Annotated in this window: 18 protein-coding genes; 7 read left to right on the top strand and 11 right to left on the bottom strand. The window is 69.4% G+C overall.

The annotated features are described in order from the left end of the window. Positions 1–14 precede the first annotated feature (14 nt). From C1H66_RS15045 to C1H66_RS15010, 8 genes are all read right to left on the bottom strand, one after another. Complete coding sequence (locus C1H66_RS15045) at positions 15–776, bottom strand: ABC transporter permease (RefSeq protein ID WP_102628691.1); 762 nt, start codon at positions 774–776, stop codon at positions 15–17. Then, the gene (locus tag C1H66_RS15040) at positions 773–1,696 is read right to left on the bottom strand and encodes an ABC transporter ATP-binding protein (protein ID WP_102628690.1); all 924 of its coding nucleotides are present in this window, start codon (positions 1,694–1,696) and stop codon (positions 773–775) included. Before C1H66_RS15040 ends, C1H66_RS15045 begins: the two co-directional genes overlap by 4 nt. Positions 1,697–1,703: 7 nt before the next feature. Next, positions 1,704–1,910, bottom strand: coding sequence for a DUF6494 family protein (locus tag C1H66_RS15035; protein ID WP_102628689.1), 207 nt, complete (start codon positions 1,908–1,910; stop codon positions 1,704–1,706). 141 nt (positions 1,911–2,051) lie between these two features. After that, complete coding sequence (locus C1H66_RS15030) at positions 2,052–2,330, bottom strand: peptidylprolyl isomerase (RefSeq protein ID WP_102628688.1); 279 nt, start codon at positions 2,328–2,330, stop codon at positions 2,052–2,054. A 93-nt stretch (positions 2,331–2,423) separates the two neighbouring features. Further along, positions 2,424–2,744, bottom strand: coding sequence for a hypothetical protein (locus C1H66_RS15025; RefSeq protein ID WP_102628687.1), 321 nt, complete (start codon positions 2,742–2,744; stop codon positions 2,424–2,426). A gap of 46 nt (positions 2,745–2,790) precedes the next feature. Further along, positions 2,791–3,207 (bottom strand): gamma-glutamylcyclotransferase family protein, encoded by a 417-nt coding sequence (locus C1H66_RS15020; protein ID WP_102628686.1) that lies wholly within the window; start codon positions 3,205–3,207, stop codon positions 2,791–2,793. After that, positions 3,204–3,938 (bottom strand): DsbA family oxidoreductase, encoded by a 735-nt coding sequence (locus tag C1H66_RS15015; protein ID WP_205738673.1) that lies wholly within the window; start codon positions 3,936–3,938, stop codon positions 3,204–3,206. Before C1H66_RS15015 ends, C1H66_RS15020 begins: the two co-directional genes overlap by 4 nt. 5 nt (positions 3,939–3,943) lie before the next feature. Further along, on the bottom strand, positions 3,944–4,291 hold the full coding sequence (locus C1H66_RS15010; RefSeq protein WP_102628685.1) for a putative quinol monooxygenase: 348 nt from the start codon (positions 4,289–4,291) through the stop codon (positions 3,944–3,946). Between the two features lie 142 nt (positions 4,292–4,433). On the opposite strand from C1H66_RS15010, the gene C1H66_RS15005 reads away from it, so the two are divergent. The 7 genes from C1H66_RS15005 (at position 4,434) to C1H66_RS14975 (ending at position 9,968) form a co-directional block, all read left to right on the top strand. After that, entirely contained in the window at positions 4,434–5,174 is a 741-nt protein-coding gene (locus tag C1H66_RS15005) for an aspartate racemase/maleate isomerase family protein (protein ID WP_102628684.1), read from the top strand. A 70-nt stretch (positions 5,175–5,244) separates the two neighbouring features. Beyond that, entirely contained in the window at positions 5,245–5,685 is a 441-nt protein-coding gene (trxC, locus tag C1H66_RS15000) for a thioredoxin TrxC (protein ID WP_102628683.1), read from the top strand. Positions 5,686–5,786: 101 nt separating this feature from the next. After that, on the top strand, positions 5,787–6,776 hold the full coding sequence (locus C1H66_RS14995) for an alpha/beta hydrolase (protein ID WP_102628682.1): 990 nt from the start codon (positions 5,787–5,789) through the stop codon (positions 6,774–6,776). Between the two features lie 48 nt (positions 6,777–6,824). After that, on the top strand, positions 6,825–7,142 hold the full coding sequence (locus C1H66_RS14990; RefSeq protein WP_102628681.1) for a cupin domain-containing protein: 318 nt from the start codon (positions 6,825–6,827) through the stop codon (positions 7,140–7,142). A gap of 57 nt (positions 7,143–7,199) precedes the next feature. Next, positions 7,200–7,670, top strand: a complete 471-nt coding sequence (locus C1H66_RS14985; protein ID WP_102628680.1) for a GFA family protein — start codon at positions 7,200–7,202, stop codon at positions 7,668–7,670. Between the two features lie 79 nt (positions 7,671–7,749). Beyond that, positions 7,750–8,718: a YbgA family protein gene (locus C1H66_RS14980; RefSeq protein WP_102628679.1), complete on the top strand. Its 969-nt coding sequence runs from the start codon at positions 7,750–7,752 to the stop codon at positions 8,716–8,718. A gap of 17 nt (positions 8,719–8,735) precedes the next feature. Then, on the top strand, positions 8,736–9,968 hold the full coding sequence (locus C1H66_RS14975; RefSeq protein ID WP_102628678.1) for a methyltransferase: 1,233 nt from the start codon (positions 8,736–8,738) through the stop codon (positions 9,966–9,968). A gap of 5 nt (positions 9,969–9,973) precedes the next feature. Here the strand turns inward: C1H66_RS14975 and C1H66_RS14970 are convergent, their stop codons facing one another. Genes C1H66_RS14970 through C1H66_RS14960 form a run of 3 tightly spaced genes read right to left on the bottom strand, consistent with a single transcriptional unit; the run spans position 9,974 to position 14,581 of the window. Next, positions 9,974–11,569, bottom strand: a complete 1,596-nt coding sequence (locus C1H66_RS14970) for a tetratricopeptide repeat protein (RefSeq protein WP_146010734.1) — start codon at positions 11,567–11,569, stop codon at positions 9,974–9,976. A gap of 53 nt (positions 11,570–11,622) precedes the next feature. Beyond that, the gene (locus C1H66_RS14965) at positions 11,623–12,774 is read right to left on the bottom strand and encodes an extracellular solute-binding protein (RefSeq protein WP_102628676.1); all 1,152 of its coding nucleotides are present in this window, start codon (positions 12,772–12,774) and stop codon (positions 11,623–11,625) included. Beyond that, positions 12,761–14,581, bottom strand: a complete 1,821-nt coding sequence (locus C1H66_RS14960; protein WP_240618347.1) for a chloride channel protein — start codon at positions 14,579–14,581, stop codon at positions 12,761–12,763. Before C1H66_RS14960 ends, C1H66_RS14965 begins: the two co-directional genes overlap by 14 nt. Positions 14,582–14,589 lie beyond the last annotated feature (8 nt).

Below are 14,589 nucleotides of genomic sequence, written 5' to 3'. Positions count from 1 at the left end.
CAAGAACCCCCGCGTCAGGGCTTCAGTCGATAGCCGCTCCTGAAGATCCAGGCCACCACCGCCAGGGCGACGCCCAGGAACAGCAGGATCATGCCCAGACTGATCACCGGGCTGACGTCGCTGATGCCGTAGAAGCTCCAGCGGAAGCCGCTGATCAGGTAGACCACCGGATTGAAGAGCGTCACCACCTGCCAGAAGGGCGGCAGCATGTCGATGGAGTAGAAGGTGCCGCCGAGGAAGGTCAGCGGGGTGATCACCAGCAGCGGCACCAGCTGCAGCTTCTCGAAGCCGTCGGCCCAGACCCCGATGATGAAGCCGAGCAGGCTGAAGGTCACCGCCGTGAGCACCAGGAACAGCAGCATCGTGACCGGGTGGTCGATCGAGTAGGGCACGAACAGGCGCGCCGTGACCAGCACGATGGCACCCAGGATCAGCGACTTGGTGGCCGCCGCACCGACATAGCCGATCACCACCTCGAAGTAGGACATCGGCGCCGAGAGGACCTCATAGATGGTGCCCGAGAAGCGTGGGAAGAAGATGCCGAAGGAGGCATTGGCGACGCTCTGGGTCAGCAGCATCAGCATGATCAGGCCGGGCACGATGAAGGCACCGTAGCTCACGCCGTCGACCTCGGTGATGCGCGTGCCGATCGCAGCGCCGAACACCACGAAATAGAGCGAGGTGGAGATCACCGGCGAGACGATGCTCTGCAGCATGGTGCGCAGGCTTCTGGCCATCTCGGCGAGGTAGAGGGTCTTGACGGATTGCAGGTTCATGCGCGCTCCCGGACCAGGCTGACGAAGATGTCCTCCAGCGAACTCTGGCGGGTATGCAGGTCCTTGACCCGCAGCCCCACCGCCTCGAGGTCGGCCAGCAGCCCAGAGATGGTCGAGCCGTCCTCCTGGCTGGCGGCGTCGTAGCTGTAGACCAGCGCATGGCCATCGTCGACGAGTGCCAGGGCATGGCCGGCCAGCGATTCCGGCACGGCGTCCAGCGGCTCGTGCAGGTGCAGGGTCAGCTCCTTGCTGCCCAGTTGGCGCATCAGGGCCCCCTTCTCCTCGACGAGCACGATCTCGCCGCGACGGATCACCCCGATGCGGTCGGCCATCTCCTCGGCCTCCTCGATGTAGTGGGTGGTGAGGATGATGGTCACCCCCTGGTCGCGCAGCCCCCGCACCACCTCCCACATCTCGCGACGCAGCTCCACGTCGACGCCGGCGGTGGGCTCGTCGAGAAACAGCACCTGGGGCTCGTGGGCCAGCGCCTTGGCGATCAGCACCCGGCGTTTCATGCCGCCGGAGAGCTCCAGCTGGCGGTTGCGACGCTTCTCCCACAGGGTCAGGGACCGCAGCACCTTCTCGATGTGGCCCGGGTCCTTCGGCTTGCCGAACAGCCCGCGGCTGAAGCTCACCGTGTCCCACACCGTGGTGAAGGCCTCGTTGGTCAGCTCCTGGGGGACCAGGCCGATCATCTGGCGGGCGGCACGGTAGTCGAGCACGTTGTCGTGGCCATCCACCAGTACCCGGCCGGCGCTGGCGTTGACCAGCCCGCAGATCACGCTGATCAGGGTGGTCTTGCCCGCGCCGTTGGGGCCGAGCAGGGCGAAGATCTCGCCGCGGCGGATCTCCAGGTCGACACTCTTCAGCGCCTGGAACCCCCCGGCGAAGGTCTTCGATACCCCCTCGACGCGGATCATCGGTGTCTCACTCAAGGGTGATGTCCCCCTCGAACTCGAGATCGAGTTCCAGGCCGGCGACCCTCACCCGCACACTCGCCGGCAGCGATTCGTCACCCTTGAGCCGGCCCTCGGCGAGTGCCTGCTGCACGGCCTGCTCGATCGCCTGCTGGGATCTCACGCCCACGTTCTTCAACAGCTTGCGGATGCTCTGATGGAAGGTATCGTCGTTCATCGGTGAATCCTGTTGGAGTGAGTGGCGAAGCATTCCCATCCTAGCGCGGGATGGTCGGCGATACACTGCCCATTACCCACAACGCCAAACGCCGCGCTGGTCTCCCCGGCGCGGCGTTCGAACGCTGTCGGCAGCGGCGGCTCACGATCGGCTGGTGATCTCCAGCAGGTGGTAGCCGAACTGGGTCTTCACCGGGCCGTGCACCTTGTTGAGCTCACCCGAGAACACTACCTCGTCGAACTCGCGGACCATCTGGCCCGGGCCGAAGCTGCCCAGATCGCCGCCCTGGCGGCTGGAGGGGCAGGTGGAGTTCTCGCGGGCCACTTCGGCGAAGTCGCGACCGCCTTCGATCTCGGCCTTGAGTGCCTGACACTTCTCTTCGCTGTCCACCAGAATATGACGTGCGGTTGCCCTGGCCATGTTGCTCTCCTGAAAGGTCGGCATGGATGCCGGTTGAAGGTCCGGGAAGGATAGCATGACGTTCCCGCCCCGGGTCGACATGCCCGCCCCTGTCTAGTCACCGCTCCCTATCCGTAGCCGCAGCGCCTGCAACCCGTCCAGCTCCATGCGTAGCTCATCGGAGAACAGCGGGTGGCCGGTGAGGCGGAGTTCCACCGTGGCCTCGGCGCCGCGGTAGGTGACGTCGGCCGAGACCGTCGCCCGGGTGCTCAGCGGGGCCAACGGGGTATAGTCGATACGCTCCACCTCGAGGGCGGTGAGGCCGCGGTCGGCCATCGCCTGCTCGACCTCCTGCTTGACGGCCACGCCGTAGTAAACGTAGAGCCCGCCATAGGCCAGGCCGGCGATGATGATGAGAGAGAAGAGTCGTCCCACGGTATGCTCCTTGTGGTGTAAGGGCGTGTCCTTGCGGAGCCGCTCGTTATACCACAACGTGGCGGCCTCCGGGTTGGCGCGGGAACCAGGGACCCTCGCGGATCACGCTGCATCCCGTCACCTCGTGGTTGTAGAGATAGAGCCAGGCGGGCCCGAATGCGGTCGTGTGAATGGCGCGGTCGAAATCGCCGTGCTTCGGATACCTGACGCGGTAGTCTTCCAGCCGGTCGAGCCCGGCCAGTTGCTGGGCCGTGACGCGAAAGACTTCGACCTCGATGCCCCGGGAGGGCTCCGGCTTGGCGCCCGGGAAGGGCCCGAGGTCATAGAGCGTGGCCGTGGTGAGGATATCCTTGCCCAGGAAGTCGGCGCCATGGAGCCAGTGGTGGTTGCGCAGCCCACGCTTCAGCGTGCCATAGACGGCTACCAGCGGCGTTCGGGTGACGGCGATGGCGGGGGTGTTCATGGTCCGGGCCTCCGGGAAGAGAGGGGATGTATCGAGGAATCACAGGGGCCGGCGAGATAGTCGACGTACCAGCGGTGGCGATGTCGATAGGCGGCGCTCAACTGGCCCCGACTATGGCTTCGCGCAGCACCTCGGGGGGCTGGGCACCCGACAGGGCGGTCTGGCCATTGATGATGAACATCGGCACGCCGCCGATGCCGAGCCGGCGGGCGTGGGCCAGCGCGCCACGTACCTCGGTCACCCCCCTCTCTGCTCTCGAGAAACGCTGGCACGTCCACGCCGTACAGGCCTCCGGCATCAGCGGCGTCGGCGAGCACGCGGGCATCGCCGATATCCTCGCCGTTCACGAAATAGCGCGCGAACAGCTCGTCGACCACCGACTGCTGCACGCCATGCCTGCCGGCCAGCCAGATCAGCCGGTGGGCAGCGAAGGTGTTGGGGGTGCGCGTCATGCGCTCGTGGTGGATCTCGATCCCGGCACCGCGGGCGGCCGCCTCCACCTGGGCATCCAGCGCCAGGGAGCGTTCCCAGGAGCCGAACTTGGCGGTGCGGTAGTCACGGCGCGACATGCCGCCCGGTGGCATCGCCGGGTTGAGCTCGAAGGGCTGCCACGCCACGCTGACGGCGATTTCGTCGGGCAAGTCGGCCAGGGCCAGCGCCAGGTGGCGCTTGCCGATGAAACACCAGGGACAGATGGCGTCGGAGATGACCGTGACGTCGACATGGGGCATGGTGGTTACACCTGCGGAGCGTCGTAGTCCACCGGCTCGTCGGTATAGACGCAGACGTTGGCGTCTTCGATGTCGCCGTCGGGGGATTCGAGGTGCACCTCGAAGAACGCGCGGATCTCGCGGCGCTGGCAGTGGGCCTCGAAGGCATCTCGGTTGGCCCAGATCTCGTGGAAGACGATGGGGTAGCTCTGGCCCCGGGCGAAGGGGTTGTCGATATGGCGCGTCACGGTATAGAGCAGGCAGGCGTCCTCGCGGTGGGCGTTGGGTTCCAGCGCCTGCAGCGCCCTGAACACGGCCTCTTCCCTGCCGGGCCTGGGCTTGAAACTGGCGGTGCAGTAGATCTTCTGTGACATGACGCCTCCTGATGGGTGAATGGAGGGGACGATATCACCTCGGTGGGCCGGACCGTAACCGCCGGCCCCTCCTGCCGAGTCCGGGACAACGCGCTATGCTGGTCCGGCGCGGCTACAGCATCGACCGACGGGGAGAACGACGATGTCGCCTGATCAGTGCCTGGGAATCCTGCTTCCCGAGGACGGGCCGACCGATTACGAGTGGTATGGGTTGGGCACGCCAGGGACTTCCGCCGCCGCGGACCTGCCCCGGATCGAGGTGGGAAAGATTCCGAGCGACGGGCACCATGAACCGGCGGCCTTGACGGCGCTGGGGGCGGTGGATCGACTGTCGCCGGTGGGTGAGACACTGGTCCGCCGCTCCGGGGCGCAGGCCGTCGTGTGGGCCTGCACCAGCGGCAGCTTCATCGGCGGGCTCGCGTGGGCCAGGGCCCAGGCAGACGCGCTGGGGAGGGCGCTGGGCGTACCGGTGACCAGTACGGCGCTCGCCTTTCATGAGGCGCTGTCGGCATTGGGCCAGCGCCGTGTGGATCTGCTGAGCCCTTACCCGGAGGACGTGACCCGTCGCCTGGTACAGTTCCTGGGGGAAGGTGGTGTGGACGTCGGGCATCTCGAGGTACTCGACTGCCCCTATGCGGCGGACTCGCATCGGCTCGACATCACCGAAGCGGTGCGCACCTTTGGCCGGGATCATGGGGAGTCCGGTGTGCCGCTGCTGGTTCCCGATACCGCGGTCAACACCCTGCGGTGGCTGGCAACGATGAACCGGCAAGCCGGGCGGGTGGTGCTGACCGCCAACCAGGTGAGCCTCTGGGCGGGCCTGAAGCGTCTGCGGTGGCCCCGAATGCCGGAGCGATACCTGGAGTGCCTGGCCCGGGCATGAGGTAGCCTTGATGTGCGGTGCCAGCGTCACCATCTTGGAGTCGACCTCACTTTCCCGCAGGAGCCGTGCCATGCCCGAATCATTGACCCTCGGATGCCCGCACTGTGGCGCCGTCAACCGCGTCGGTCAGGCACGGTTGCATGACGCCCCGCGGTGTGGCAAATGCAAGCGAGCACTCTTCACCGGTGAGCCGGTCGAGCTGACCGCTGGCAATTTCCGTGCCCTGGTCGAGCGCAGCGGACTGCCGGTAGTGGTGGATTTCTGGGCCAACTGGTGTGGGCCGTGCAAGACGATGGCGCCGATCTTCGCCGCAGCGGCGCGCGAGCTGGAGCCGCGGATCCGTTTCGCCAAGCTGGATACCGAGGCCGAGCCGGCACTGGCCGGGCGCTTCGGCATCCGCAGTATCCCTACGCTGATCGTATTCCGCGAGGGCCACGAGGTGGCTCGCCAGCCGGGCCTGTTGCAGGGGGCGCAGTTGCGACGCTGGCTGGAGCCTCATCTGCTGGCCTAGCCGGCACGGGCCGAGGCAGGCGGGCACCTCGAGCGTCATCGGCCCGACAACCTTCGCTCGGATTGGCTGTCTCGATCGGGTAGCCATCCAGGAGATATTCGATGATCCGATTCGCTCTGAGTGCCCTGGTGCTCACCCTGGGCGTCAACGCGGCATCCGCCCAGCCCGATACCGACGAGCCGGACCCGGGCACGACCGGCGCGATGACGCTGGAAGCGCTCGAGCAGGAGCCGATCACCTTCGAGCTCGACGTGCCCTATGCGCAGACCGACAATCCCCGTCAGCGTCTCGATCTCTACTTGCCGGAAGCCCCGGCCGACGAGCCACTGCCGGTGATCGTGTTCTTCCACGCCGGTGGCTGGTCCCGGGGCGACAAGGCCGATGGCGCCGCCCACGTGATGCCCTTCGTGCGCAGTGGCGAGTATGCCGCGGTATCGGTGGGCCATCGCCTGTCGGACGAGGCCACCTGGCCCGCTCAGCTGCACGATGGCAAGGCGGCGATTCGCTGGATCAAGGCGAATGCCGACGCCCATGGCCTGGACCCCGACCGGCTGGCCGTATGGGGCCGCAGTTCGGGCGGCCATCTCGCCCTGATGCTCGGCATGACCGGCGACGAGCCGAAACTGGAGGGCGATCTCGGCCCCTACGACGAGGTGACCAGCGAGGTCGCGGCGGTGGTGAACTTCTTCGGCGTGACGGACATGCTCGCCCTGATCGATCAGCCCAGCGACGTCGACCGGTCGAGCCCCGAGGCGCCCGAAGCGCTGCTGCTGGGCAGTGCACTGCCGGAGACCGAAGAGCAGGCCGTCGGGGCGTCGCCGGTGACCTATGTGAGCGACGGTGATCCGCCGGTGCTCACCCTGCATGGCGACGAGGACACCGTGGTGCCCTACGATCAGGCCGTTCGCCTGGACGTCGCCTTGACCGATGCCGGCGTGCCCAGCTACTTCATCACCGTGCCGGGCGCCGGCCATGGCGACTTCCCGGAGGAGGCCGGGAAGCGGGTGGCGATCTTCCTGTCCCGGGTACTGCTCGGCGAGGAGGGCGAGATTCCCACCGAACCGCTGGTGACGCAGTCGTCGAACGGCTGAGGCGTCGTCGGCGACATGCCGAGCCGAGATCGCGGAGGTGAGTGCCCGATGAAGAACCTGTTCGCATCGATTCCCGACGACCTCGACGACGAGCTGTTCGAGGAGATTGTGCGTGGCGAGACTGTCCGTGTGGAGCGCATCGTGTCACGCGGGCACCGCTCCCCCGCCGAGGGGTGGCATGACCAGTCATGGCACGAATGGGTGCTGGTGCTCGAGGGCGGGGCCATCCTGGCGTTCGAGGACGGCGAGGAGGTGACGCTCGGGCCCGGCGACCACCTGGAGATAGCGGCTCACCGGAAACACCGGGTCAAGTGGACGGCACCGGAGCGGGCCACCCTATGGTTGGCCGTCCATTATCCGGCATGAGGGCGCCCCCGGAGCGGAGCGCTCGTGCCGACTCTCGTGATCGTTGGAGGTGAATTCATGTTGCTTGAAGGTTCCTGTCACTGCGGTGCGGTACGCTTCAGCGTCGAGTCACCGCATCCCTATCCCTACCAGCGCTGCTACTGTTCGATCTGCCGCAAGACCGCGGGCGGCGGCGGCTATGCCATCAACCTCAGCGGCCGTGCCGACACCCTGAGGATCGAGGGAGCCGTGAACAAGAAGGTCTACCATGCCGTGATCGACGGCGAGGAGAGCCCCGGCGAGCGGCATTTCTGTGCGCACTGTGCCAGTGCGCTCTGGGTCTACGACCCACGCTGGCCGGAGCTGGTGCACCCCTTCGCCTCGGCGGTCGACACCGAGCTGCCGGTACCGCCCGAGCGGGTGCATCTCCTGCTGGAGAGCAAGGCCGGCTGGGTGGAACCCGCGGTGCGTGACGGCGACGAGTGTTTCGACGGCTATCCCGAGGAGAGTATCGCCGAGTGGCATGAGCGGCGCGGGCTGGTCCGCTAGCGGCCCGTCGCTGTGCGACAATGGTGCCGTCCCGGCGCGAGAGGTCGAGTGGTGTCGAGGAGACGAGGAGAGTTGCAGCATGGCGGAGCAGACCCCGGCCCCGGAGGGCATCCCGGTCGGCATCAGTGCCTGCCTGATGGGCGAGCCGGTGCGCTACAACGGCGGGCACAAGCGTTCACGTTACTGCCTGGAGGTGCTGCAGGCGCGCTTCCGCTTCGAACCCTTCTGTCCCGAGCTGGCGGCGGGCTTGGGCGTGCCGCGTGAGCCGATTCGCCTGGTGGGCGTCCCCGGCGAGGCGCCGAGGGTGGTGGGTACCCGGGATCCTGGCCTGGATGTCACCGAGGCCCTGGCCGAGGTGAGCGAGGAGTTCGTTGCCCGGCATCGCCATCTGCGCGGTTTCATCCTGATGAAGGGATCACCGAGCTGCGGGCTGGCGCGGGTCAAGGTCTACCACGCCAACGGCATGCCGAGCCATGCCGACTCGGGCGCCTTCGTGCGTGCCCTGCGCCGCCACTTCCCCGAGCTGCCGCTGGAGGAGGAGGCGCGCATGAACGATGCGGTGCTGCGCGAGAACTTCATCACCCGGGTCTACGCCTTCGACGACTGGAAGCGGCACGTGGAGGCCGACCCCGGCTACCATGCGCTGCTGCAGTTCCACAGCCGCCAGAAGTACCTGCTGATGGCCCACCACATGGAAGCCTACCGCGAACTCGGCCGTTACCTGGCCGGGGCCCATGCGCGACCGCTCGAGGAGGCGATGAGCCACTATCTCGAGCGCTTCATGGCGGCGCTGTCCCGCCCCGCCACCCGCAAGACCCACACCAATGCCCTGATGCATGTGATGGGCTACCTCAAGCAGGCGCTCGATGGTGAAACGCGGCGGGACCTGCTGCGGACGGTGGAGGACTACCGCCTGGGTCATGTGCCCCTGGCGGTGCCCATCCGCCTGATCCATCACTACGTGAAGCGCCACGGCTCGGACTATGTCCGCCGACAGACCTATCTGGACCCGCACCCCTATGAACTGGGCCTGCGCAACGCAATCTAGGAGTTCGAGCTCACGCCGTGCCGATTTCCCACGCCGACCGCCTCACGCGGCTCACAGCGCTGCTCGCCGAGTGGCAGGGTGTCTGGCGGCCGTTGCCGTTCCGGCACCGCCGGCCTCCCTGGGCCGGGCACCTTCCCGGGCTCGAGCAGGCGCTGCTCGCGCTCTCCGATGAGACCTGCGACAGGCTCCAGGCCGACCCCTTCGTGGCATCGCCGCTCTCGTCATGGCTGCCGGTGGTGGAGCTGGGCGAGCTGGTGGCGCTGCCCGAGCTGCCGGCTGGAGATACCGACCTGCCGGGTCCCTGGAGCCAGCATGTGGGCGGGCGCAAGTGGCGGCAGATCGAGGCCTTCGTCTCCCGGCTAGCCTGGTCGCCGGGCCAGTCGCTGGTGGAGTGGTGTGCGGGCAAGGGGCACCTGGCACGGACCCTGGCCCGCTGGCACGGGACCGAGGTCGCGGCGCTGGAGTGGCAGCCGCTACTGTGCGACGAAGGGCAGGCGTTGGCCGACCGCCTGGGCGCGGCGGTGCACCTGCAGCCACAGGATGTCCTGGCGTCGGACGCGGCCCGGTGGCTGACGCCCGACACCCACGTCGTGGCGCTGCATGCCTGCGGCGATCTGCACGTCCGGTTGCTGGAGCTCGCCGCGGAGCACGGTTGTGCGCTGACCCTGGCGCCGTGCTGCTACCAGCGCACCGCGGCCGAGCATTACCGGCCGCTCTCGCGGCTCGGCCGCGACCTGGCCGGCCGCCAGGGCCTCGAAGTTTCCCGTGACGATCTGGCCCTGGCCGTGCAGGAGACCGTGACCGCTCCGCGCCACGTGCGGCGGAGCCGCGAGCGGGCCGGTGCCTGGCGGCTGGGCTTCGATCTGCTGCAGCGGGAGCTGCGCGGTCGCGACGCCTACCTGCCGGTGCCGAGCCTCGCCCATGGCCGCCTGCCCGGGACCTTCGCCGGCTTCTGCCGCTGGGCGGCGGAGCGCAAGGGGCTGACGCTGCCGGCCTCCGTCGACTGGTCAACAGTCGAGCAGGCGGGGTGGCGGCGCCAGGCCGAGGTGCGACGGCTGGAGCTCGTCCGCCACCTGTTCCGTCGTCCGCTGGAGGTGTGGCTGGCCCTCGACCGACTGCACCTGCTGGAGGAGGCCGGCTTCACGGTGGAGCTGGGCACCTTCTGCGAGCGCGACCTGACCCCGCGCAACCTGCTGCTGCGGGCCACGCTACCTGCCAGGACATGCGGCACTCGAACGCCGCCCTCTTGAGCCGCTCAAAAGCGCGACGCCGGCAGCCAGACGTCGGCTCGCGCCCAGGCCTCCTCGAACTGCTCCTCGACGCTGGCGGCCGCTTGCTCCTGTCCCTGGGCGGCGAGGCTCTGCGCCAGGCCCTTCAGCGACCAGCCGTTGTCCGGGTGGATCTCCAGGGCTTCGCGGTAGACCGCCTCGGCCGCCTCGGGCCGATCCGCCTCGAGCAGTACCGCGCCGAGCACATGACGGGCCGGAATCGGCCAGGGCTCGGGCTCCCGATAGGGCAAGCCGTCTTCCAGGACGATCGCGTCGTGCAGCGCTGCCACGGCGTCTTCCTGCCGCCCGTCGGCCGCGGCGATCTCGCCGGCCAGGATGTGCTCGGCGATGCCGAGCAGGGCGCGGCGGTAGGCGGCGTCTTGCGGCGTCTCGTCGCGGACGCGGCGGATCGCCTCCAGCGCCTCCCCGGCCCCGGGTGGGTCGTCCGTGCGCAGGGCGGCAAGCCCACGGGCGAACTGTGCCATGGCGGACGGGAAGTCCTCTTCCGACACGGGCGCCCGCTCGAGCAGCGCCTCCCAGCGGCCGAAGCGGGCGAGTTGCAGCTCGCGGTGGAACGCCATGGCGGGGTGTTCGCGGGCCAGGTCCCGAGCGGCCGACAGGGCCACGCCGCTCTGCCCGTCCATCCAGGCCGCGAAGACCAGCATCGCCGTGTTGTGCGCCGCATAGACGCTGACCGCCTCGCCGTGCCGGGCGGCCTGGTCCATCATCCGCGCCTTCTGGTTGCCGCGCACGGCATCGCCGTAGCGGCCGATGTTCATGTAGATATGCGAGGGCATGTGCTGGATATGGCTCACGCCGGGAATGGCGTCGGCCAGCAAGTCCGCGCAGGCCTCGGCGCGCCGCGGCTCCCAGGCCTCCACCGCGTGGATGTACAGGTGGCAGGCGCCGGGATGCTCGAGGTCTGCCGCCAGAACGGCCTCCAGCTCCGCGATCGCCCTGTGCGCGACGGGATACGGCTGGCCATCCTCGTCAATCAAGTCCCAGGGACGCAGCATCATCAGCGATTCGGCATGGAGGGTGCGCACCTCGGGGTCGTTGCCGTGCGTCGCCGCGGCGGCGGCCATGGCCTCGGCGTAACCCTCGGCCGCCACGTCGTCGTCTGGGTGGTCCGGGTAGCGCGCGGCCATGGCCTCGATCAGCGCCAGTTCCCAGGAGGTGACGCCATCGGCCCGCTCCAGTGCCTGCCGCGCGGCCTGGGCGGCGTCTTCGTGGTCGCCAACGCCGCCGGGATTGTTCTGGTAGGGCCCCAGGGCCCAGGCCTCGCCCCAGTAGCACAGGGCGCAATCCGGATCATGCGCCTGGGCGGCCCGGAACGAGCGAGCGGCCCGTGCGCGGGCGAAACCGTAGGCCAGGCGGAGCCCCTGGTCGAAGTACGCCTGGGCCTGCGCCGACTCGGTGGTCACCGCCCGGCCGTAGTCGCCCCGGCCGACGTGGTGGGGCGCGGCGTCGCCCGCCTGGGCCGGCGGGAACGCACAGCCGGTCGTCGCGACCAGGACGACGCCGGCAACGGCTCCGGTGGTTGAGCGCCGCGTCGAGAAGGCGGTCAGGAATGGCATTGGCATGGTGTGTTCTCCCGCATCGTCGGCTCCTCTCATGGGCTCGGTGCACTGCCGCTCTACTCGCCCTCGCGCGTCGCCAGCCAGTCGCCGAAATAATCGTTGATACGGCCCAGGGTGCGGGCGTACCACGCCTCGTCCTTGGCCAGCGCCCGTTCGGCGTTCAGCGGATGGGTGGGAATGTGCAGGCGCATGTCGACGCCGCTGTCGGGGTGGGTGGTGACCTGGACGGCCGCCGAGCGACGGGCCGGGCCGTAGGGAATGCGCCGTGACAGCTCGGCGAGGCGCTCGGTGGTGGTGGCGAAGCGGATGAAGTCCCGGGCGGCCTCGGGGTAGGGGCTGCCGCGGGGGATCGCCCAGGTCTCGTGCTCCTGGACCTGGCCGTCCCAGAGGATCTCGATCGGCACTCCCCGGTTGACCATGGCATCGAAGAAGCGCCCGTTGTAGCCCGACGCCATGACCACCCGGCCTTCGGCCAGCAGCCGTGGCGGGGTATCGCCGGCCTCCCACCAGTGGATCTCGTCGAGCTCGCCGAGTCGCTCCAGCGCCAGGTTCAGGCCGCGCCGGGTGCTGAGCAGGCCGTAGAGCTCCTCCCGGGGCACGCGATAGGAGAGCAGGGCCCACTCCAGGTTGACCGCCGGGGTGCGTTGCAGGGCCCGGGGCCCGGGAAACTGCTGCTGGTCGAAGAGATCGGCGATGGTGGTGGGGCGCTTGCCGGGGAAGGCGTCACGCCGGTAGGCGACCACCGTGGCGAAGATGGTGTGGGTGATGGCGCAGCGGCCGAAGGAACCGGGCAGGAAGTCCTGCTCCGCCGGGGTGCCATCCGGGGCTGGGGCCAGCAGCGCGGGCGAGAGCGGCCGCAGCAGGCCCTCCTCGCAGGCGGCCATGGCCTCGCTGCGGGTCATGTCGATGACGTCCCAGGGCACCTCGCCGGCCTCGACGGCGCGACGCAGGCCGGCGAGCCCGCCGTCGTACTGCGCCACCTCGACCCGCCGGCCGGTGCTGGCCGTGTAGGGCTCGAAGAGCGCGGCCCGTTGGGCGCGCTCGTAGGCGCCGCCCCAGCTCAGCACGGTCAGGACCTCGTCGTTCGCGGCCTCGGCCGGCGCCGCGAACAACACCGGCCACAGCAGCGCCAGCCACAGCCGCGCCAGCCACGTCAGCGTCGACCCCGGCACACCGGCCGGCCGTCGGTATCGTTCAACCCGTGCCATGTTCCTCCCGTCGCATCTCGTCGCTGTGGCGCAGGTAGGCGCGGGCGATGCTCGCCTCGAAGACCACCCCGAGGAAGGCGTCCTGTGCGGCGGCGTCGACCACCGGCAGGGCCTCGCCGGTGACGTCCTGCAACCGCGCCATGGCGTCCCACAGCGAGGTGTCCGGCCGCAACAGCGGTCGCTGCGCGGCGGTGACCTCGGCCACCGCTTGCGGGCCCCCGCGTGCCTCGCGGGCGGCCTCCAGGTCGGCGAGGGTCACGCAGCCCCGGTAGCGTCCCCCGGCGTCGACCAGATAGGCCTCGCCGTGCCGGGCCTGGCCGAGGACGGTCACCGCCTCGGACACCGGTGTCTCGGGGAGCAGGGTAACGCACTCCCGGGTCAGGTGTTCGATCACCGGGGTGCTGCGCAGCACGGCACGCCCGCGCCCGGCCGAGAGGTCCAGGCCCCGTGTCTCGAGCTGGATGTCGAACAGCGAGCGGCCGAAGAGCTGGGCGGCGATGGGGCTGGCCAGGGTCACGCTGGCCAGGGCAGCGGTGGTCAGCGCATAGCTGCCGGTGAGCTCGAAGACGATCAGCAGCGTCGTCAGCGGTGCACCGATCACCGGTGCCGTCACCGCCACCATGCCGCAGACGGCGTAGAACACGAAGGTCTCCTGGGGCGCGCCGCTGAGCTGGCCGACCAGGCTGCCGCACAGGGCCCCGAACAGGGTGCCGATCACCAAGGCGGGGCTGAACACGCCACCGCTGAAGCCCATGCCCAGGCAGAGCGCCGTGGCGGCGATCTTGAGCCCCAGCACCAGCAGTAGCTCGCCGCTGCCGAAGGCACCGGCGATGGTGGCGAAGCGCAGGGTCTCCTGGCCCATGCCGAGGATGTCGGGCACCCAGAGGGCGGTGAGCCCGAGTAGCGCCCCGGCCAGCGCCGGGCGCAGCGGCGGGGCGAGCGGCAGGGTGCCGGCCAGGCGCGTGACGCCGAGGATCGCGCGCATGTAGGCGCCGGCGACCAGGGCGCCGAGGCCGCCGATGACGAGGAAGACGGCGAACTCCCAGGGCATGGGCACGGCGGTGTCGGCGACATGGAAGAGCGCCCCTCGCTCCAGCACGTTGGTGGCGATCACGTAGCCGACCAGGGCGGCCGCGGCCACCGGGGCGAAGGCACGCAGGGCGTAGTGGCGCAGCACCACCTCGTGGGCGAAGACGATGCCCGCCAGGGGCGCGTTGAAGGCGGTGGCGATGGCCGCGGCGACCCCGCAGGCGATGGCGATGTTGTCGTCCGAACGCCCCAGGCGCAGCAGCCGCGCCCCCAGCGAGCCGAGGGTGGCCCCCAGGTGCACCAGGGGACCGTACTGACCCACCGAGGCCCCCGAGCCCAGCGAGATCAGCGCGCTCAGGGCCGACAGGCCGCCGGCCCTGGCGGGCAGCCGGCCACGCCGGGTCTGGACGGCGGCGATCACGTCGGCGGGCGCGTGGGGGCGCCGTTCGGGGATGGCGAGGTGCAGCAGGCCGACGACCAGGCCGCCGAGCGCCGGGACCGCGACGGTGATGGCCATCAACGCCCCGGCGTGATCGAACATCATGCGGCTGCGCGGCGAGATCAGCAGCAGCTCGTTGAGTTCCAGCACCGCGGTGACGAAACCCACGGCGAACAGGGCGGCGATGGCGCCGATGATGGCTCCCAGGAATACCAGGCCGAGGAAACGGACGACCGCCAGGGGGCCCCGGCCGGGGCCGATGAGTGCCGGAGACGTGTCCATCCTCAAGGTGTAGGCGCGAAGGGCGCGCAGGGCAAGCACCGGCCCGCCGGCGGCCACGGGCCTTG

Origin of the sequence: Halomonas heilongjiangensis (assembly GCF_002879645.1) — a bacterium.
Classification (GTDB): Bacteria; Pseudomonadota; Gammaproteobacteria; order Pseudomonadales; family Halomonadaceae; genus Halomonas; species Halomonas heilongjiangensis.
The sequence above is the reverse complement of the archived record's forward strand: the minus strand, read 5'-3'. Positions and strand labels throughout refer to the sequence as shown.